Annotated in this window: 20 protein-coding genes and 3 pseudogenes; 12 read left to right on the top strand and 11 right to left on the bottom strand. The window is 33.2% G+C overall.

The window, feature by feature from the left end; all coding sequences use genetic code 11:
• The 10 genes and pseudogenes from KA814_RS09345 to KA814_RS09300 all read right to left on the bottom strand — a co-directional run bounded on the left by KA814_RS09345 (window position 1) and on the right by KA814_RS09300 (window position 9,018).
• Entirely contained in the window at window positions 1-1,044 is a 1,044-nt protein-coding gene (locus KA814_RS09345; protein ID WP_075100236.1) for a glycosyltransferase family 2 protein, read from the bottom strand.
• A 66-nt stretch (window positions 1,045-1,110) separates the two neighbouring features.
• The gene (locus KA814_RS09340; protein ID WP_210122726.1) at window positions 1,111-2,601 is read right to left on the bottom strand and encodes a phytoene desaturase family protein; all 1,491 of its coding nucleotides are present in this window, start codon (window positions 2,599-2,601) and stop codon (window positions 1,111-1,113) included.
• Window positions 2,602-3,075, bottom strand: a complete 474-nt coding sequence (locus KA814_RS09335; protein ID WP_075100234.1) for a glycosyl-4,4'-diaponeurosporenoate acyltransferase CrtO family protein — start codon at window positions 3,073-3,075, stop codon at window positions 2,602-2,604. It lies immediately after the preceding gene.
• A 4-nt stretch (window positions 3,076-3,079) separates the two neighbouring features.
• Window positions 3,080-3,580: a TspO/MBR family protein gene (locus KA814_RS09330; protein ID WP_002467556.1), complete on the bottom strand. Its 501-nt coding sequence runs from the start codon at window positions 3,578-3,580 to the stop codon at window positions 3,080-3,082.
• A 48-nt stretch (window positions 3,581-3,628) separates the two neighbouring features.
• The gene (locus tag KA814_RS09325) at window positions 3,629-5,128 is read right to left on the bottom strand and encodes an NAD-dependent epimerase/dehydratase family protein (RefSeq protein ID WP_075100233.1); all 1,500 of its coding nucleotides are present in this window, start codon (window positions 5,126-5,128) and stop codon (window positions 3,629-3,631) included.
• A 446-nt stretch (window positions 5,129-5,574) separates the two neighbouring features.
• Window positions 5,575-5,960: pseudogene (gene isaB, locus KA814_RS09320) on the bottom strand (immunodominant staphylococcal antigen IsaB family protein); the annotation flags it as partial.
• A 313-nt stretch (window positions 5,961-6,273) separates the two neighbouring features.
• Window positions 6,274-6,630, bottom strand: a complete 357-nt coding sequence (locus tag KA814_RS09315; RefSeq protein ID WP_075100232.1) for a DoxX family protein — start codon at window positions 6,628-6,630, stop codon at window positions 6,274-6,276.
• A 9-nt stretch (window positions 6,631-6,639) separates the two neighbouring features.
• Window positions 6,640-7,644, bottom strand: coding sequence for an NADP-dependent oxidoreductase (locus tag KA814_RS09310; RefSeq protein WP_069832366.1), 1,005 nt, complete (start codon window positions 7,642-7,644; stop codon window positions 6,640-6,642).
• 3 nt (window positions 7,645-7,647) lie between these two features.
• On the bottom strand, window positions 7,648-8,313 hold the full coding sequence (locus KA814_RS09305; RefSeq protein ID WP_046207804.1) for an SDR family oxidoreductase: 666 nt from the start codon (window positions 8,311-8,313) through the stop codon (window positions 7,648-7,650).
• Between the two features lie 21 nt (window positions 8,314-8,334).
• Window positions 8,335-9,018 (bottom strand): type 1 glutamine amidotransferase domain-containing protein, encoded by a 684-nt coding sequence (locus tag KA814_RS09300; RefSeq protein WP_046207803.1) that lies wholly within the window; start codon window positions 9,016-9,018, stop codon window positions 8,335-8,337.
• Window positions 9,019-9,095: 77 nt separating this feature from the next.
• On the opposite strand from KA814_RS09300, the gene KA814_RS09295 reads away from it, so the two are divergent.
• Window positions 9,096-9,443, top strand: a complete 348-nt coding sequence (locus tag KA814_RS09295) for a MerR family transcriptional regulator (RefSeq protein WP_046207802.1) — start codon at window positions 9,096-9,098, stop codon at window positions 9,441-9,443.
• A gap of 128 nt (window positions 9,444-9,571) precedes the next feature.
• Here the strand turns inward: KA814_RS09295 and KA814_RS13630 are convergent.
• Window positions 9,572-9,874, bottom strand: a pseudogene (locus KA814_RS13630) (poly(glycerol-phosphate) alpha-glucosyltransferase); the annotation flags it as partial.
• A 269-nt stretch (window positions 9,875-10,143) separates the two neighbouring features.
• Between KA814_RS13630 and KA814_RS09290 the strand changes: the two are divergent.
• From KA814_RS09290 to KA814_RS09240, 11 genes and pseudogenes are all read left to right on the top strand, one after another.
• On the top strand, window positions 10,144-10,653 hold the full coding sequence (locus KA814_RS09290; protein ID WP_230623012.1) for a Cthe_2314 family HEPN domain-containing protein: 510 nt from the start codon (window positions 10,144-10,146) through the stop codon (window positions 10,651-10,653).
• 61 nt (window positions 10,654-10,714) lie between these two features.
• The gene (locus KA814_RS09285) at window positions 10,715-12,226 is read left to right on the top strand and encodes a hypothetical protein (RefSeq protein ID WP_046207801.1); all 1,512 of its coding nucleotides are present in this window, start codon (window positions 10,715-10,717) and stop codon (window positions 12,224-12,226) included.
• Window positions 12,227-12,397: 171 nt separating this feature from the next.
• On the top strand, window positions 12,398-12,691 hold the full coding sequence (gene ssb / locus KA814_RS09280; protein WP_031863540.1) for a cassette chromosome ssDNA-binding protein: 294 nt from the start codon (window positions 12,398-12,400) through the stop codon (window positions 12,689-12,691).
• The gene (gene cch1 / locus KA814_RS09275) at window positions 12,691-14,478 is read left to right on the top strand and encodes a cassette chromosome replicative helicase (RefSeq protein ID WP_203265326.1); all 1,788 of its coding nucleotides are present in this window, start codon (window positions 12,691-12,693) and stop codon (window positions 14,476-14,478) included. Before ssb ends, cch1 begins: the two co-directional genes overlap by 1 nt.
• 68 nt (window positions 14,479-14,546) lie before the next feature.
• The gene (locus KA814_RS09270; RefSeq protein ID WP_046207799.1) at window positions 14,547-14,822 is read left to right on the top strand and encodes a recombinase family protein; all 276 of its coding nucleotides are present in this window, start codon (window positions 14,547-14,549) and stop codon (window positions 14,820-14,822) included.
• Window positions 14,823-15,013: 191 nt separating this feature from the next.
• Window positions 15,014-16,351 (top strand): cassette chromosome recombinase CcrA, encoded by a 1,338-nt coding sequence (gene ccrA / locus KA814_RS09265; RefSeq protein WP_046207798.1) that lies wholly within the window; start codon window positions 15,014-15,016, stop codon window positions 16,349-16,351.
• Between the two features lie 33 nt (window positions 16,352-16,384).
• Entirely contained in the window at window positions 16,385-18,010 is a 1,626-nt protein-coding gene (gene ccrB / locus KA814_RS09260) for a cassette chromosome recombinase CcrB (protein WP_046207797.1), read from the top strand.
• Between the two features lie 472 nt (window positions 18,011-18,482).
• Window positions 18,483-18,821: an SAUGI family uracil-DNA glycosylase inhibitor gene (locus tag KA814_RS09255; RefSeq protein WP_046207796.1), complete on the top strand. Its 339-nt coding sequence runs from the start codon at window positions 18,483-18,485 to the stop codon at window positions 18,819-18,821.
• A 95-nt stretch (window positions 18,822-18,916) separates the two neighbouring features.
• Window positions 18,917-19,228, top strand: a complete 312-nt coding sequence (locus tag KA814_RS09250) for a DUF960 family protein (protein WP_046207795.1) — start codon at window positions 18,917-18,919, stop codon at window positions 19,226-19,228.
• 15 nt (window positions 19,229-19,243) lie between these two features.
• Complete coding sequence (locus KA814_RS09245) at window positions 19,244-19,750, top strand: DUF1643 domain-containing protein (protein ID WP_046207794.1); 507 nt, start codon at window positions 19,244-19,246, stop codon at window positions 19,748-19,750.
• A gap of 50 nt (window positions 19,751-19,800) precedes the next feature.
• Window positions 19,801-20,091, top strand: a pseudogene (locus KA814_RS09240) (JAB domain-containing protein).
• Window positions 20,092-20,093: the final 2 nt, after the last annotated feature.

Raw genomic sequence — 20,093 nt, 5'->3', positions numbered from 1 at the left:
CTATAAATCTATTCTACGGCCTTTCCAATATATACGTTTGAATACATTGATATCTAACCATGATTTAAAAAATATCACGACAAAGCATATGAAGAGCAGTGGATGACATAAACTCGCAACGATATTAAAATTTCCTGTTCTTCGAATAAATATATGAAATTGTATCGCATATATAAAATATAGAGTAATAGCTAATAATGTATATAACGAGCCTAAATTAATTGAAAAAATTATCGCTAAAACTGTTGTAAGTGAACCAAATAGCCATAAAAATACAAACGTAAGCGTAGACTTTTTAGTTACTTGAGAACCAAGTGCAAAGTGTTTACTCCAACCCTCTAATAGCGCTTTATATCCTTGAGAATACATTCTAAAATTCACTACGCCTTGGCCTTCATGCAAACTAACTGGCAAACCTTGCTGATTATATGCTTTACTTATTGCAAAGCCTTCAATGATTTGATTTTTAGCTTTCAAATGTCCTTGTGTCAATTTATAATCTTGCTTATTTGTCACAAGGACTGGTCCAAACGCGCCTTGCTCATTATTTGCTGATTTCGTGATTGAAAATTGATTCATACCTACGATTGTCATTAAATTAAAAATCGCCGATATATTTTCATATAGCTTTTTTATCTTGTGATAAGGTTGTATTGACAACAAACCTTTACCACCTTGTAAATCATATTGATTGGCTATATTTTGAATACTATCATCACAAGCAAACTGAACATCAGCATCAACAAACATTAATAAATCATGCGTTGCATATTTGCTACCTTGCCAACAAGCATGTGACTTACCTTGCCATGTAGTATCATTTTCAACAGTATATACGCTCGCACCATAATATCTAGCGACAACTTGTGTCTCATCAGTTGAACCATCATCCATAACAATTACTTCTATTTCTTGCTCTTTACTTATACTGTTAAGTAATTTAGGTAAGTTCTCCGCTTCATTTCTAGCAGGTACAATAACACTGACGGCTGTCTGACCTCTTCCTTTTTCGGAGTTATTTATAATCGCTCGACGCGCATACATACACATTCCACTTATTAGTGATAGTATCGTCAATACTATTGCTATTATATAAAGTATCATTCAGCCTCAACTACTTTCTCCATTAATAATAGCTTCTGCTACTTGCATACCACTCAAAGTAACCATAGGCATACCAGCGCCAGGATTTACAGAACCACCTACAAAGTACAAATTTTTGAAGTACTGACTTTTTTTAGGAAATTTAAAACCTTTATTTTTCTTCTTATTGGATACTACGCCATATATAGCTCCTTTATTAGAATTGTATGTATTTTCTATATCATGTGGTGTCCATACGTCTTCATATACAATGTGCTTTCTCAAATCTTTCAAGCCCATGGACTCTAATTTATCCAATATACGTTCTTGGAATTGCAGATATTCTGCTTCACTAAATGACTTACTCTGAATGTACGGTATGTGTGGCAATATTTTTATATTCTCGTGTCCCTCTGGCGCCTGTGTCTTATCTGTTTTATTTGTATTCACTACATAAATAGTCGGATCTTCAGGCAAAATATACTGGTGAAAAACTTGATCATAATTAACTTTAGAATTACTTGAAAAGAAAAAGTTATGATGTTGAAGCTCTGGATAACTTTTGTCCACACCAAGATGCATGACATAACCTGAACTAGCTGGCTCAAATTTACGTTCCAATTTGTTTATTTTGTTTTCATCAAAATTCAATAAATACTTATAAACAGGGATTACTTCCATATTAGATATAATGTAATCTGCATATATTTCCTTATTACTTTCTATTGTTATCCCTGTCACCTTATTTTGACTATTATAATTGATACGTTTTACAGGGGTGTTAAAATGTATGCCCACACCTAATTTTCTCGCTAATTGTTCCATCGCTTCCGCTAACTTATGAATGCCACCATCTACGTACCACAAACCTGCCTCATGTTGCATTTGAGGCAATAAACTCAATACAGCCGGAGCATCATAAGATGAGGAGCCGACATATTTTATGAAATAACCTAGCATTTCTCTTAAATAAGGGTTATCCACCCTTTTATTAATGGCTTGTTGCATTGTGTGAAAATAGTCGAATTGTTTTAAAGCTGAAAATGGACCATGATAACGAATGATTGCATACATCGTATCTAACCCCTTATCAAAGTAGCTTTTTTCAGCCACTTGATGTATCTTTTGTGCGTAACTAAAAAACGAAGAAAGTTGCTCTATATCCTTATTTGTTAACGATTCATTATTTGTTAACATATCTTCCATGGATTCATATAAATCTAAAATTTGGCCATCTGGATAAACGTTTCTAATCTGTAAACTTAACTTACGAATGCTAACATAATCTTCTAGCCTTTCATCACATCGTTGAAATAGGCGTTGAAATACTTTAGGCATGGTTAAAATTGATGGACCGAGATCAAATCCATAGTCATCTATGTCTAACCTATTTACCTTTCCACCGATATGCTTATTTTGTTCATATAAATCCACTTGATAGCCTGCTTGAGCCATACAAATTGCACTGGCAATCCCTCCCAAGCCACCTCCTATGACAACCACTTTCTTATTTCCCATTTAATCACCTTTTCTTTTTTGTAATTTATTATAAATACGTATTAACTTAGGGCGATTATAGCGCTGAACAATCATACAAGGCACATTAGCTATAATGACATATATAAAATTAATTATTTTAACGCTTTTTGACGCTTTAAAAAACGCAATAACAGGAAATATGGATAGCAGATGAACCACCTCTGCACGTCTAGTTTCTAATATAAATCGCTGTATATCATTCATATTTTTAGATAAATCGAAAGTCGCTTTACTATTGATATTAGGGTTAAGATTTTGACCGTCTGGCAAATAATCTTTCCAATATTGCACTTTAACTAATTGTTGCCATAATTGACCCTCTTGTTCAATATTCCAACTTCGAAAATACTTATTATCTTTTTCTAAGAACTTATATCTAATACGAGTACCAAGTTGAGCAATAATCATTTGAACTATAAACCAATATAGCGCAATATATATAATCTTTTTCATCAATTTAATGCTCAGATTTCGCTGTATAGCTTGGGTTATCTTTATTTAAATACCAATTACCAGCTGTTAAATAAGTAGCAAAAGCGCTCCAGAGCATATATGGAACTAGTAAAATGCCAGCAACTTTTTTTACATTGAAAAATTTTACAGTTGTTGTAACTACTGCGCCCAGTAATACAACACTCTCTATCAACGCACTAAAGCGTAATTTATATTTGAAGTATAATATCGACCATAGATAATTCAGGCTTAATTGTGAGTAATAAGCACCTTTCAAAGCCTTACTAGTAGATTTATTAGTCACTAATGCATAAGCTACGCCCATCGTTGTATAAAGTATTGGCCACACAATTGGAAAGACATAGCCGGGTGGTGAAAAAGGTGGTTTAACATTATTTTTATAATCTTTTCTCGCGTTTTTCACTGCAAATTTCCCTATAAATTTACCACCTGTAATTGGTGTTATAACTTTTATAATTGTTTTAATTATCTCGTTTGCTTTCATAGTTGATCCCCTCTTTTTTGTAAAAGTAACTAGCCTTTATTTTAGCCGTTACAATTCGGCATTGGACATGTTATTTTTTCTAGCTAAATACTTTTTCACTCCATATACTTTCAAAACAATTGCACCTGTAATAACAATTGGCAAAATAAACTTCTTCATATTAAAGTATTCTCCTTTATTAGTTTTTTGGCTATTAATCTTGAATTTAAAAAGATTCATTACACTTTTATGAACTTTTGCTTGGGTATACTTATATACCCACCAAGGTAACGTCGGTTCATATTCTTGTAACGCTATGATACATGCGTCACTATTAGGTAATCTTCTAAACTCTAATCTCGCATTACCACCATCTGAATCTAAAGCGAAATCTCCACCAACAATTCGATATAAAATTCTCTCATTATTAGAAGCTTTAAAATCTTTACTTAATAATAGTAAGTCCTTATTTAAACACGGCACACTAATCGTAAAGTTATCTTCGTTAAAATCACTATTAACGACATTTAATGTAATTCTATTTAAAAAATTTGCATATGATTCTGCCAATTGAATCATATTTACATCTTTAGGTAAGACTACCCTTGATATTGCTCTAACATCTTTAATATCGCCCTTACGTGATGACTTCCCTTTCTTTTGTGTCTTAGTTTCTTCTTCCAAGGCATTACGCACACTTTCCTTATAATCAATCTTGCCTATAGAAATGTCTTTCACAATATTTTCATCATTTCTAATCATATCATGAATTAAGCTATCCATTAACGGATAGACCATTTCTTTTGGAACACCTGAAATAAGTTTCACCCAATATTTACTTAGCCAAATGGGAATAATAGGCAAATCTATCGTAGGTAATCGTTTATCTAGTACCTCTGCAGTTTGCTTGAATAGATCTTTATAAGTCATATGACTAGGTCCACCAATATCTATCGATTCGTTCTCATTTGGATTACGCTCTACAATTTTATATAAACCGTCAATCACGTCGTCTATTGCAACTGGCAATGTTGTATTATAAGCCCATTTTGGCAGTAACAGGCCAGGTAATCTATCCACTAATTTTTTTAATATAGGGTAAGAACTTCCTTTAGAGCCTATAATCAAACCCGCTCTTAAAGTACTTACTGGTACACCATATGATCCTAAAATCTGTTCGCATTCTAAACGGCTTCTTAAATGTGGTGATAATTCATTTGTATTAGGTATCAAACCACTCATAAATACAATATGCTGAACTTTGTTATAACTTGCGGCTTTAGCAAAATTATCAGCTAATAATGCATCCATATCTTCAAAGCTCGCCTGCGTCAACTTAGCTGAAGGCATCATAGAATGGACAAGATATATAGCGATATCAATATCCTCCATTACCTCAGTGATTTCATTTAAATCAAACAAGTCAGCTGCCTTCCAAGTAACATTGTGTTCATTTGATTTATTTTCTATATTTCTAGAAATAGCTATAATTTCATAGTTATCTTTTAATTTATTCATTAAGTGACTACCGATATATCCCGAAGCGCCTGTTAATAATATTTTTTTCATATATTTAGCCTCCAAATAGAAAAAGATGAGCAGGTAAACTTTACCTCAGCTCATCTTTAACTTAACGAGCTCACTTGCTCATTATCTTAATTGACAAGAGCTCCAAGTCTCTTATTTAAAATTATACCCTTCTTAAAGCTTTTCAATCTTTATTTATAATAATTAATCAATAAATTTATCAAACCACAAGAATTTGACTAAAAAAGGAATAATCTTACTTGCTTTAATGATGTCACTAGTATAAAAAATTCTTTATCTTTTCCTGTATAATCTGGAATTAGTACCATATTTGCTTTGGTACTATATAATCACTTTCGATTTAATATATATCTTGATATTATTGAAAAGTATTTGAGCAATTTAAGTTTATTTTTACAATGTATCTACTACAACTTTATATTTTAAAAGTCATCATTTTCTATTTTATACATATATTCTTTGGCTCAGGCTGATGTAGATGTATACTTTGGTTCACCGTAATGATTCAATAATTTTTTTTGCTCACTGACTTACCGTCTAATAAGAAGAAAACACCATTCGTTTTATGATTAGAAACCTCGTAATATGTTGGATCGTGTAAATCTTTATTATTTTTAGCTAATGCATTTTTAATAATCTTGTGATTATTAATCTTGAAGTTATCAGCTTTTTGAGATGTTTTAAAATTCTTATCTAGAATAAAATTACTTTGATTTGCTGTATAACCACTGTAACTATAATAAGGTTTCACAGATTCTTGCGCATGTGCTTGAGTGATATTAAATAATTCGGGCGTTACGAAAAATCCCAAAACTAAACTACTAGCTAAAATAAAGTTAGAAACTTTTTTCATAAAAACCCTCCTTATATATGTCTTACAGGTCACGTTATTACATTAATGTTACAATGTTGCGATAGTACCACATGATAAAATACATTTTTTATTTCTTCTTACACTCATACACGCAAATTAACTTATGCTTTTCTTAATTTAGAAGCTTATCACTATAGAAAAATTGAAAAGTAAATGTCTGATATGAGCTTATTTAAACAAAGAGCACATAAGCGTTGTCAAGAGAATCATTTGATATACGTCGATTTTAAGTGTAAATATTAAAAATCGCCTGGAACAAAAAGTAATGTTCCAGGCGTGGCTATGATAAGTCTTATAATAGTTTCGCAAGTGCAACCATGACAAATTGTAATGGTAAACGAATGACATGCTGCTTAACACTATCTGTTTCATCTTTGTAAGAGATGTTCTTACGTGCAGCGTAAATATTTGCAGGAAATACGAGCCAAAGGAATCCTTGTACTACTTTTCTTACGCGTGATCTATTTTTAGCACCGAGTACATAAAAAGCAATTATAAATTCTAATATGCCCGAATACTTAACTATTGCGTGTTTGAAAGGTAAATAGGACGGCACGATTTTTAAAAACATATCTTTATTTTTAAAGTGTGCAACACCACTTTTATAAAACAGTAAACTAAATATGAATCTTACGATGATATTTTTCATAGCCTTTTCCTATTCTTCAGCGACTTTGACAACTTGTTTACCAAAATTCTCTCCTGTGAATAACTTTCTAAATGCAGAAGGTAAATTGTCAAAACCTTCATCTATCGTCACTTCAAATTTAATTTTACCTTCAGACACCCATTGTGCGAGTTGTTCGCTTGCTTCTTTAAAATGATCAGCGAATTGTGCTACTACAAAGCCTTGCATCAATGCTTGATTTTTAATCAACGTTCCTTGGATACGTGGTCCAATATCGTCTTTTTCATTATTATATGCTGAAATTGCACCACATACCGGAACGCGTGCAAATCGATTTAAGTGTTTAAACACTTCATCAGAAATTGCGCCGCCTACATTTTCAAAATACACATCAATACCATCTGGTACAGCCGCTTCGAGTTGCTGTGCGAAATCATCTTGTTTATAGTCAATGGCCGCATCAAATCCTAATTCATCTGTTAAATATGCTGTTTTCTGCTTACCACCAGCAATACCGACAACTTTTGCGCCTTTAATTTTAGCAATTTGTCCTACGACAGAGCCTACTGCACCTGATGCAGCTGACACGACAACCGTCTCGCCAGATTGTGGTTGACCAATTTGAAGCAATCCTGTATAGGCCGTCATTCCCGGCATGCCTAAAACACTCAAATATAAATGTAATGGTACATCTTTTGATGGCACAGGGGTCACATCGTCTCCATTCACTGTATTTATCTTTTTCCATGGTAATATGCCTGTGACATAATCGCCGACAGATAGACGTTCATCGTTCGATTGTGTGACTTTTCCAACAATATGACCTTGTAATGGCTCATTCACTTGGAAAGGTTGAACATAACTTTTTGTATCATTCATTCTGCCTCTCATGTAAGGATCTACAGATACATAAATGGATTCTACTTGAACCTCACCTGCATGTGGTTCTCGAGTTTCTATTGTTTCAAATCTAAATACATCGTCTTGAGGGATACTTTGTGGTCGTTTTGCAAGTACAACTTGTTGATTATTCATTTATTATTCCTCCAGATATTTAGTCGTAGCGTCTGATAATGACAAATCACCATTGATGATTTGGAATTCGTGACCTTTTAATGCTTCATCAGTTAACACAGAAACAAGCACTTCTGCTACATCTTCTCTTGTAATAGACGGATTTTGTACATTTTCAAATTGCGCACTCATATTGAATTGTTGCGTTTCATGATCGTTAGTTAATGCGCCTGGATGCACGATGGTATATTTTAAATTTGAATGTCTTAAGTAGTCATCCGCATAATGTTTTGCAATGGTATATGGTTTCAAGTCGCCTGACGCATCAAACGCTTCTCGACGTGAGTCGTACGTTGATACCATAACAAAGTGTTGACGACCGACGTGTTCACTTGCTTTAATTGCTTTCACTGCACCGTCTAAATCTACTATGATTGTTTGATCGTCACCTGTGCTTCCACCAGAACCGACGGAAAAAAGGATTTGATCATACGGTTTAAATAATTCTATTAATTCATCAATAGATTGTTTTGCAACATCAATGTAAGTTGCATCAATACCATCTGCTTTTAAAACTTCAACTTGTTCTTCTTTTCTAACACCGGCAGTAAAATCAACATCTCGTGCTTTCAGTTTACGTATAAGATGTTGACCGACGCCACCATTAGCGCCAATAATTAATGATTTCATGTGTATCGCTCCTTTATGAAATTATTGATTAGCTAAGATTTTTAAAGCACGTTCAGCAACAGCATGTCCTGATTGAGGATTTTGACCAGTCACAATGCGACCATCTACGACTGCGAAATTGCTCCAGTCATCCTCTTTTTTAAAATGTGCACCGTTACTAATAAATTCGTCTTCTAATAAATATGGCATGTATTCAGTTGTACCATTTGCTTGTTCTTCACTATTTGTAAAACCAGTCACGTCTTTATGACGAACGAGGTAATCGCCATTTTCTTTAATATCGAGTAGACCAGCCGCACCATGACATACAGAAGAGAGAACGCCTTGATTATTGTAAATACTTAACGCAATGTCGTTAAGTTCTTTGTTATTTCTAAAATCCCAAATCGCACCATGTCCACCTGCAAAGTAAATGGCTTGATAGTCGCTAGGATTAACCTCTTTTGGAGATAATGTTTGTCCAAATTTATTCATATAATCATGATCCGTGTAGTATTCCCAGTCCTCAGCTCCCATCATTTCAGGGCTAAGACTGATAGGATCAAGAGGCACATATCCACCGTTCGGACTTACGAAATCAACATCATAACCTGCGTCATAGAAATCTTTCGCAAAGTGCGTAACCTCTGAGAACCACGCACCCGTAGGTCTGTCTAAATTATCGTATTTCGCAATGTTTGTTACAACAATTAAAGCTTTTTTCATTGTATTTCCTCCTCATTCATGTTTATATAGAGTACAATATCAGTTAAACCTTGGTTTAAGAGAAAGGATATGCTTACATGAAACAATATTACATTGAATATGTCTCAGATTATTGCAATATACCTAAAAGCAAACTGCGTTATTACGAGAAAAAGAATATCTTGAAACACATCGACAGAGATAGCAATAACAAGCGTTTATACACAGACGACGATATCGAAATGATTAAATTTATCCAGTGCCTAAGCAATTTGAATATGCCATTAAAAGAAATCCGAAAAAACACAGATATGCTTTATCAAAACCAAATAGATGTCCCAAGCGTGTTACGCGCACACCTAAAATTCTTGAATGAACAACGGAATTTGATCAGTACACATATCGACTTAATTGAACAAAAATTACAAACTGCCATGACCGAGTGACGAGGGAAAAGGGGTGTGTGAATTAAAAGAACGATAAGAAGAGTGTGGAGGGATAGTGAATGAATAAGCATAAAGAAATTGTAGATTTTAAAGGTTGAGTGCGTAGATAAAGGCGATAGGTGAATAGGCAAAGCTGGAATGAGTTTTTCTTCATTTACATAAGTTTCAATAAGTTCAGCATAGCCTGTCTTTTTTGCTTTTTCTACTAAGTAATAAGTCGCCATTAACATTTCTAAAAATATTGGGAATGACGTTTCCCTTTGTTGCATATAATCTAAATAACTGGATACGGTCTGAATGCCAAATTTATAATATTTCTCTTGTGGGTCAATTTGTATCAATTCATTTGTACAATATCCTAACCAGTGATCATGATATTTCCAGTATTTTTTCTCTATAAACATTTCAAATAACATTTTGACAGTATTCAACAATTACATTCTTAGCTATCCCACAAACATTTTTTAAATATATAAAATTTTTGTTTTTCCCTATATAATGTGCTTTAGCTTTATCATTTGTTACTAAAGATGACTCATTACTAAAGTTAAAGATATCTATCTGTATGCTATTCTTTACAAAGTCCTCACTTAATTCCTATGAATATTTAGTGCTATCAAACAAAAATAGTAGGGTGTTTGAAATTCTTTTATGCTCTTCAGCTTTACCGTTATAATACATATTCGTCAAAAATGTAAGTATGGAAATCACCAAAGAAAATCCTGACATATACTTTGCTGATTCTGGCTTAATAAGCATGAAAACCATTAATAAGATTAAAAATATAATGACTTGGGTATTTTATTATCACAACATAGCCCTTCATTTTTTACATACTTTACACGATTTAATGTATACATTAGTAAGAGAATTAACCCATTCTTATGAAGTTAAATTAGAATTAGGTTTTAAAAGAGAACTAGTAGCTAAATTAAAGTCTTCTGACAATGAAACTTTTAACAAATTAGGGAATATACTTAATAAAAACAGTCCTATTCGTACCGTAAAGTATAGAGATGAATATACTCATAACATAACTCCATACCGATTAAATAGCCATCCCGAGAAAGATGATTATGGAAATGCTTTTTTTAAAGCTAATAAACCAATGATTAATGATATTGAGGAAGCTATAAAAGACATAGAGTCAGATTTGGAAAAACTGCAAAAAAAGGCTAAGCATATTAAAACAGCACTTACCATCTTATAGTAGTTATACCATTCTAAATTCACCCAAAAACATTAAAATTTTATAGAAATGGATGATTAGTATGATAAAGAACAAATGGAAAATAGAATTATGGTTTCAGAAATTCAACTATTTTATACATAAAATCAGCAATGAGTTTGAGCCAGAAAGCATCATATTTGATAAAAATAACTTAATTAAAGGAAGATCATTACCTAATGAAACAGTTTATATTAGTTACTTCGTAAATCAACCAGATCAAATTATTGAACAACATACAGTGAAATCAAATTCAAACGGTATCTTTACTGACAATGTCCCAAATATATATCAATCAGAAATTTTTAAAAATGATAAATTATCATTTTTTATAGATAGTCAAAGTAAAATCGATATTGATGATATATCACAAGAAATCGTTGAAGAAGGCTCTTCCGTTCTCCTATCCTTAGATTTAAAAACAATAGAATCATACTTTGATGAATTCTTACTTGCCATTTCAGACAAAACAGAATTTGCTAAACAAACTGCTGAAAATGTAAGAAGACAAATAATGGGTGAGATAAATCTTAAAAAATGGGATATTCAAATTAAAATGAATAAAAACAAAGATAAATTAAATTCATCTTCAGAATTCAACAAACTTAAAAATGAAATTATAAAGAACCATCAAGACTTAACTGCAGAATCATATAATGACATTTTAATAAGTGATTTCTTAACTAAATATCTTGTATATAAAGAAAAGCAGGACTCCTATCTGGAAAAAGGCATATTAAGTCAAAATAAGTCAAACTATTTTATAAAATTAATTAATAAAAACTTAATTAAACAACGAAAAAGCGCCTCCCAATATTTTGAGATTGCAAATAGTATTAAACCGTCAACTCATAAAAATGGTTCTTTAGAACAATCTGACAATATCGATCAATTCAGACAAGCTGCTATTGGTGTTTCACTTTATTTATACGATAAAAATGACCCTTACTTTAAATTTATTCGCAGCATTGCAAATGAAAGCTTGCGCAGAAAAACAATAACTGTTGATGACATTATACAGTCAAAAGAAAAAATTGATGAATTCATGGAGGAGGAAAATCTAATCAGTTATAATGAACTCTATTATAAGACAACTATTGAAGATACATTTCATTTTACCCTATTTACTGCTATTTCAGATTTATTAGACGAACTAGTTCAAACTGTGAGTACCATAATGCAAAAAGCAACAGAGCAAGACATACTAGTATCTTTACATATAATAAGTAATCTTAAACAGGACTTAAAAAGTTGGATTGAAAAATACGATCAAAAATCACAACATATAGAAAATTTAATTAATGGCTATGCTAGAAATTCAAATCTAAAATCGGTAATTGCTGAAACCATTCAAATGAATCGCAAGCTAACTTCAACTATTGAAAGTGAACTACTTTCAACACTTGCTGACTATGACATAAGCACATTTTATAGTAGATATGGTTTGACCTCTAATCCTAACGATTTTCGTGATACATTAATGACTCAACTTATTAGTAAATTTTATGAATCACGTTTTAAAAACAGTAAAAAGCATAGAAATATTTATTTTTAATAAATTAATTGCCTATCGAATACATGTATTCGATAGGTATTTTTTCTTTTAAATCCCTTTATATCAATGTCCTAAAATTCCCCTTGAAAATTTGAAACTAAGCCTACTTGTGAGGGATTAGTATGTAATTACATCAAATTTGATGATTTTAATTATTAGGAGGAATTTTATATGAGCAAAAAAAGTTATTGCTTTCTTTTGTTAAAAAGACGCGCTTGTGGTGTTGCTTTTAATTTAGCAATTGGTAAAGATTTTACGTTTAACGATTTAAATTTGGCGTCCAACGTTACATGTTCAACTGACGTACAACAAGATGTTGGTCGCTGGTTTGCATACTTTGTAAAGAACATGCCAAATGTCCCATTTGTCATTATTGGTAAGAATAGCAACGGGAACTTAGTTTATCGTAAGACAGGACCTAATCCAATGCTTCACAAACATAACTGGAAAGGTGGTAACAACTAATGACTAACAACATCTTCGAGCAATATCCATACTGGTTAGATTCAACTGCATGGTATGAACTTATTCGAGCAAAAAACAAAAATGACGAAGATAAGATAATTCGTTTATCTAGTCCAATCATCATAGAAAACAAATTTCTCGACCCTACTACAGGGGTTGAGAAATTGACTATCACGGATGGCAAAAATATTGAACGTATTGAAACGTCAGATATTCTAACGACACAAAAGTTACCTAGACTGGTTATGTTTGGGTTCAGCATCAATGAAAAGTACATTAAATCGCTAGGTAATGCACTACAATTAATGCGTCAATCACTGCCTATTTCTACATTGTATACAGGTGTAGGTGTCTTAAGTACTGATGAAGGTACTGTCATTTCACTAGATGAACCATATCTTTCAAAAGACATCGAGCAGTCTCAGGCTGATGAAATCATTTGTGAAACAAAGTATGACTTACAACCTAAAGGTACATTTGAAGGCTGGTGGCAAATGTATCTTGATGAAGTAAAAGGAAACTTGTTACTGGAGCTTGCTGTGATATTTGGTGTTTCTTCATTAGTGACTGCGTTCTTAAAAACAAAGCATGAAGTTGAATTCGCAGGTACCATTTTCTCATTTATGGGAAATTCCAGCACAGGTAAATCAACTGCCGCGGCATTAGGAGTCTCAATTGCAGGCAACCCATCTAAAGGTGACCAGACATTATTCAGAGGGTGGAACGGCACTCGTAATGCAATTGAAGGATACTTAAGTAACAACTTTGGTGTTCCTATTGTCTTAGACGAATTATCAGCAGCGACCTTTAAAGATACCAATGGTTTGCTTTATTCCCTAGCAGAGGGGCAAGGTCGTCTACGTGCTAATCGAGAGGGAAATGTAAAAAATCCTCACCACTTTGGATCTAGTGTGATCAGTACAGCAGAACACACTATTTTCAAAGATGCTAGTGCAAATGATGGTTTGAGAGCAAGATGCATCGAAATTTCTGATGTCTTTACAACAAGTGCTGACAATGCGGACGCCATTAAAAAAGGAACATCAAAAAACTACGGACACGTAATGCCGTTAGTAGCTGAATATCTTCTAAATCGTGAATATGAAGTAATCAAGTGGTTTCATAGAGAACACGATTGGTTCAAAACACAACTTAACAATGAAACAAACAATGTAGGCATACGTATGTTCAAGCGCTACGCCACCATTATGGCATCAGCAAGAATATTAGTACGTGTAATTGCGACACCCATAGATTTGGATGCAGTTAGAGAGTATCTAGTTAGTTATCATGTAGATTCCGTAAGTGAACGCAGTTTGGCAGCCAAGGCGATTGATAGTGTGGTTCAGTTCGTGGCACGCAATCGTAGTAAGTTTGCGGAAAATGAAAAACTCTCCACAATGATTGAAAATTATGGCCTTATTGAGCTGAAAGACGATCACATCCAAGTCAAGATGCTTAAAGATGTTTTTAAACATATGCTAGAAGAAAACCAATATCAAGATGTAAAAAATGTAATAGATAGTTTAAGATCAGAAGGATATATCCAGATGGATTCCGATCGGATAGCCATCAAACGTAGTGTCAAAGATACTCAAGGAAAACCTAGGAGTATTGTATTCTATCATCTTAAATTGGATAAAGAACTTGCCCCTATTTTCGGCTTAAGCTCAAATTCAGAACCATTCACACTACCGCACTTTGATGGGAATACAAATCCAAATTTGCTTAATGACTTTGTTAATCAAGCCAGAGAAAAAGAAGCAAGTGACGATTTAGAACTATAAATTTGAATGTTATACCGCTACAACGCTCTATGCGTTGTAGCTCATTAAATCAACCGGAGGAATTAACTATGAATGTAATTGTATTAGCACATAATATTACAGATGAAAGAGAAGCCTACTTAGACGAACCTATTGATACTGTAAGAGCATATTGTAAAGAACATGGTTATAAAATCATAAAAGATTATAACGACGATAACCAATTGATAAATGATATTAAACTGAAGCACGTCAAACCTAAACATATTGTCTTTTGGGGCATTTATGAAGATTATCCTAAATTGGTCAGACTCTGCTCAACACGAGGTATCGAACTCATTCCAACGTTTCCAATATTGGTATAACACTTTTACTACTATCAAAGTTAATTGGGAGGAATAATATGGACGAATTAATCACATTACTCGCTGATTTAGTGATTGAAGAAATCAATCACGCTGATGACTAATAATAACGCCCAACACCTGATTGGTGTTGGGCTTATGTGTAAATTCATTCATAAATATATATTATCACTGTGGAAGGAGGAAACAGGATGAAACAAGCAATGGGTTACTTACGTCAAAGTACAACAAAACAACAATCACTCCCGGCACAGAAACAAGCCATCAAGACATTAGCTGAAAAACACAATATTCAACACATCACCTTTTATAGCGATAAGCAATCAGGACGCACTGATAAGCGAAACGGTTACCAGCAAATTACTGAACTGATTCAACAAGGACAATGTGACGTACTATGTTGCTATCGTCTGAATCGACTTCATCGTAATCTAAAAAATGCATTAAAACTCATGAAATTGTGTCAAACGTATCATGTTCATATCTTAAGCGTTCATGATGGCTACTTCGACATGGATAAAGCATTCGATCGGCTCAAACTCAATATTTTCATCAGCTTGGCCGAACTAGAATCTGATAATATAGGCGAACAAGTCAAAAATGGAATCAAAGAAAAAGCGAAACAAGGTAAAATGATTACAACACATGCACCCTTTGGGTATCACTATCATAATGGTACTTTCACAATAGACACAGTAAAAGCACCAACAATAAAAGCTGTGTTCAATTATTACCTTCAAGGTTATGGTTATAAAAAAATTGCGCAATACTTAGAAGCTGATAATAAATTCATTAATCGCAAACCCTATCAAGTGCGTAATATTATCCTTAACCCTAATTACTGTGGCCGTGTTATCAATCAATACGGACAATATGAAAACATGTTCCCAGCTATTGTCAGTACAACGATATACGAAGAAGCTCAAGTTACCCGAACTCAGAAACAAGTAAAACGTAAGCCGTCAGAAAATCAACTCAAACAAAAAATCAAATGTCCTTATTGTCATTCGACACTCACAAACATGACTGTCCGAAAACCAGATCATTCATTGCGTTACTATGTCTGTCCGCAAAATATGAATAACGCTCGCTTTGTTTGTGAATTTAAAGGAATCAACGCACAAGAATTAGAAACCAGTGTTTTAGCGACTTGTCAGGACTTCTTTCAAAATCAACAGCTCTATTCAAAAATAAACCATACTATTCAACAACGACTCAAAAGACAAAGAGATGTAGAAACTAAAACTACACTCAATCACGAGCAGCTGATAGAAAAATTAGCCCAAGGCAAAATTGATGCAGAAACGTTCAGAGAACAAACGCAATCATTACATCAACAATCAAAACCTATATCATCAATCAGTGCGTATCAAATTCGAAAAGCTTTCCAAAACATCATTCAACAACGTTTCACACTAAACATGTTGTACCCCTATATTGATGAAATTAATATTTCTAAAAATAAAAGCCTCGCTGGCATCTATTTCAAAAACGAACCACTGAATATTGTAAAGCAGACTATGAAATGATCAATTGTATAATTAAAGAAAGGATAGATTATAATGGATAAAATGAAGAAAAAGCTTGTAGGAGGCTACATTCGCGTATCCACAGAGAGACAAGTAGAGGGTTATAGCATTGAGGGACAAATTACACAAATAGAGCAATATTGCAAATTTAACGGCTATGAACTCGTTGATATATATGCAGATCGGGGTATATCAGGAAAATCTATGAACCGTCCTGAATTACAGCGCATGTTAAATGATGCTAAAAATGGAAAATTAGACTGTGTTATGGTTTATAAAACAAATCGTTTGGCACGTAATACTTCCGATTTACTTACAATCGTCGAAGAACTTCATCGTCAAAATGTTGAATTTTTTAGCTTGTCTGAACGCATGGAAGTCAAAAATTCAACAGGTAAGTTAATGCTCCAGATACTTGCAAGTTTTTCCGAATTTGAAAGAAATACAATTTTAGAGAACATTTACACCGGACAACGTCAAAGAGCTTTAGAGGGCTATTATCAAGGCAATCTTCCATTAGGATATAATAACATACCTGATAATAAAAAAGAATTAATGATTAATCAACATGAAGCTAACATCGTTAAATATATCTTTGAATCTTATGCCAAAGGTCATGGTTATCGTAAAATAGCCAATGCACTCAATCACAAAGGCTATGTGACTAAAAAAGGCAATCCATTTAGTATTTCAGCTGTTACTTATATTCTCTCAAACCCATTCTATATTGGTAAAATTCAATTTGCGAAGTACAAAGATTGGAATGAAAAGCGTCGTAAAGGACTGAATGATAAACCTATTATAGCTGATGGTAAACACCCTCCTATTATTAGTCAAGAATTATGGGATAAAGTCCAATCACGCAAAAAACAGGTCAGTCAAAAACCTCAAGTTCATGGAAAAGGAACCAATCTATTAACAGGTATTATTCACTGCCCACAATGTGGTGCACCAATGGCAGCTAGTAACACAACGAACACATTGAAAGATGGTACTAAGAAGCGAATACGCTATTATTCTTGTAGTAACTTTCGAAACAAAGGCTCAAAAGTATGTTCTGCGAATAGCGTTAGAGCTGATGTGATTGAAAAATACGTCATGGATCAAATACTCGAAATTGTCAAAAGTGATAAAGTTCTCACACAAGTTGTCGAACGTGTTAATCAAGATAGTCAAATTGGTATGGATGCACTTAACCATGATATCGCATATAAGCAACAACAATTTGATGAAATAAACACTAAACTAAAAAATCTAATTCAAACCATCGAAGATAATCCAGACTTAACATCTGCACTCAAACCAACCATTCATCAATATGAAACACAACTCAATGACATTACAAATCAAATGAATCAACTCAAGCACCAACAAAATCAAGAGAAACCATCTTACGATACGAAACAAATCGCTGTCCTATTACAACGAATCTTTCAAAATATAGAATCCATGGATAAATCACAGCTCAAAGCTTTGTACCTAACGGTTATTGACCGTATTGACATTCGTAAAGATGAGAATCATAAAAAGCAATTCTACGTTACACTAAAACTTAATAATGAAATTATTAAACAACTTTTCAATAATAATAATCTAGACGAAGTGCTCCTCAGCACTTCGTCTTTATTTTTGCCTCAAACACTCTTTCTTCAAATCTAATATCTATGTACTGTCCTTTCGTCATTCAATAACACCTATCTAATAAACATCTTCAGCAACCTAAGCAGTCATAACTCAATGTGAAGCTTATATTGATATGACGAAAGAACATCCCAAAATAAAATGTAAGTGGGATAGTAACGGGATTGGCTAACTTCATGTAGGAGAAGGATTACGCAAGCGTAATCCCAAAATCCCGTTATTATTTATAAATAAATAATATAAAAAAAAAAGTAACTCGTAATAACACCACCAAATCCAAATGATATATAAATATATAGCTATATTTCCCGAGAAATGAGCGGGATAACGGGATTTCCTTGTCATATCAACAATTGTGACGACTTTCGATTGGGATCTTTTCTGTATTTCAGTGGGATTTCCTGGCGAAACAAATGGTATTTCAAACTTATATTATCAAAATGATGTATCACATGCATACATCCATCAAATACATTAGGAGGTCATAACAATGACACTAGAACAACAACTCAAGCACTATATAACCAACTTATTCAATCTGCCAAGGGATGAAAAATGGGAATGTGAATCCATCGAAGAAATCGCTGATGATATTCTACCTGAACAATACGTAAGACTTGGTCCACTTAGTAATAAAATACTACAGACTAATACCTACTACTCTGACACACTTCACGAAAGTAATATCTATCCCTTCATTCTCTATTATCAGAAACAACTCATAGCTATCGGTTATATTGATGAAAATCACGATATGGATTTCTTATATCTACACAACACTATCATGCCCCTTTTGGATCAACGATACTTACTAACAGGAGGACAATAATATGCATAAATACATCAAAATTACACAACTCGTCATTACAATTCTTAGTGAAATTATCATTTGGATGAAAGAATCAGAACGAAAGGAAAACGCTTATGAATAGATATATAACACGTGGTATCGCCAACAACTTACCTATTAACTTACAACACCAATTATGGCAACTCGTTTCTGAGCGAGAACAAGAACAAACCAAAGATAATACTTCAGTAGATTATTTTCATATATTCCAGTTTAATAAACATCGCAATCAATTATATATCAAACACAAACAAGAACGACCAGCGTATGTGAAAACTCAAAAGGCAAATATCAATCAACCTATCAATATCAATAAGGTCTACATTATTCGTGAAGATGATGTAGGCCTTTCTTATTATGTCATGTTATTACCAGAAGAATACTAGAGGAGTGAATATTACATGAAAACAATAAAAAATACATTAGAAACTGAAGCCATATTCAGTGATGACCAACAACATCGCTATCTACTTAAGAAAACATGGGACAGTGAAAAACAAACACTTACAATCATTACAATGTATCCAAATTTTATGGGCCTTCTTAGTATAGACTTAACAACTCAGCTCATTATGAACAAAGTTTCAGAAATGGATGCATTTGGCTCAATCAATTTTGTGAATCTATATTCCAATATTACAACACCCCTCAATCTCAAACATCTAGAAAACGCCTATGATAATCATACCGATATTCAAATTATGAAGGCAGTGAAAGAATCGGATGAAGTAATATTAGCCTGGGGTGCTTACGCTAAAAAGCCCGTTGTTGAAGCACGTGTCAATGAAGTATTAGAGATGTTGAAACCACATAAGACGAAAGTGAAACAACTCATGAACCCAGTAACCAATGAAATTATGCACCCCCTTAATCCAAAAGCAAGACAGAAATGGACTTTGAAAGCATAACCCATATATGGAGGTAAACGATGTAAGAAATCAATATTGTTTCACTACAAATGATAAAAACAGATACATTAAATTACCTAAAAAATCGTATTTCAAACCCTGGGGATGCGACAGAAATTATGCGTTCATTCATTGGAAACAGTGATCGAGAACATCTCATACTTATATGTATGAATAGTAAAAACGAAACTACACATATTCAAACACTATCGATAGGTTCTATTAACTAAACAGTGATTCACCCCAGAGAAACATTCAAAACAGCGATGCTCAGTAACGCCAACAGTATTATGCTAGGACATAACCATCCAAGTGGAGATGTATTAAACATAGTATCCTAAAC

The organism is Staphylococcus sp. GDY8P196P, assembly GCF_017891705.1.
Lineage (GTDB): Bacteria > Bacillota > Bacilli > Staphylococcales > Staphylococcaceae > Staphylococcus > Staphylococcus ureilyticus.
Note: the sequence above shows the minus strand (reverse complement) of the source record. Positions and strands in the feature narration are given on the sequence as shown.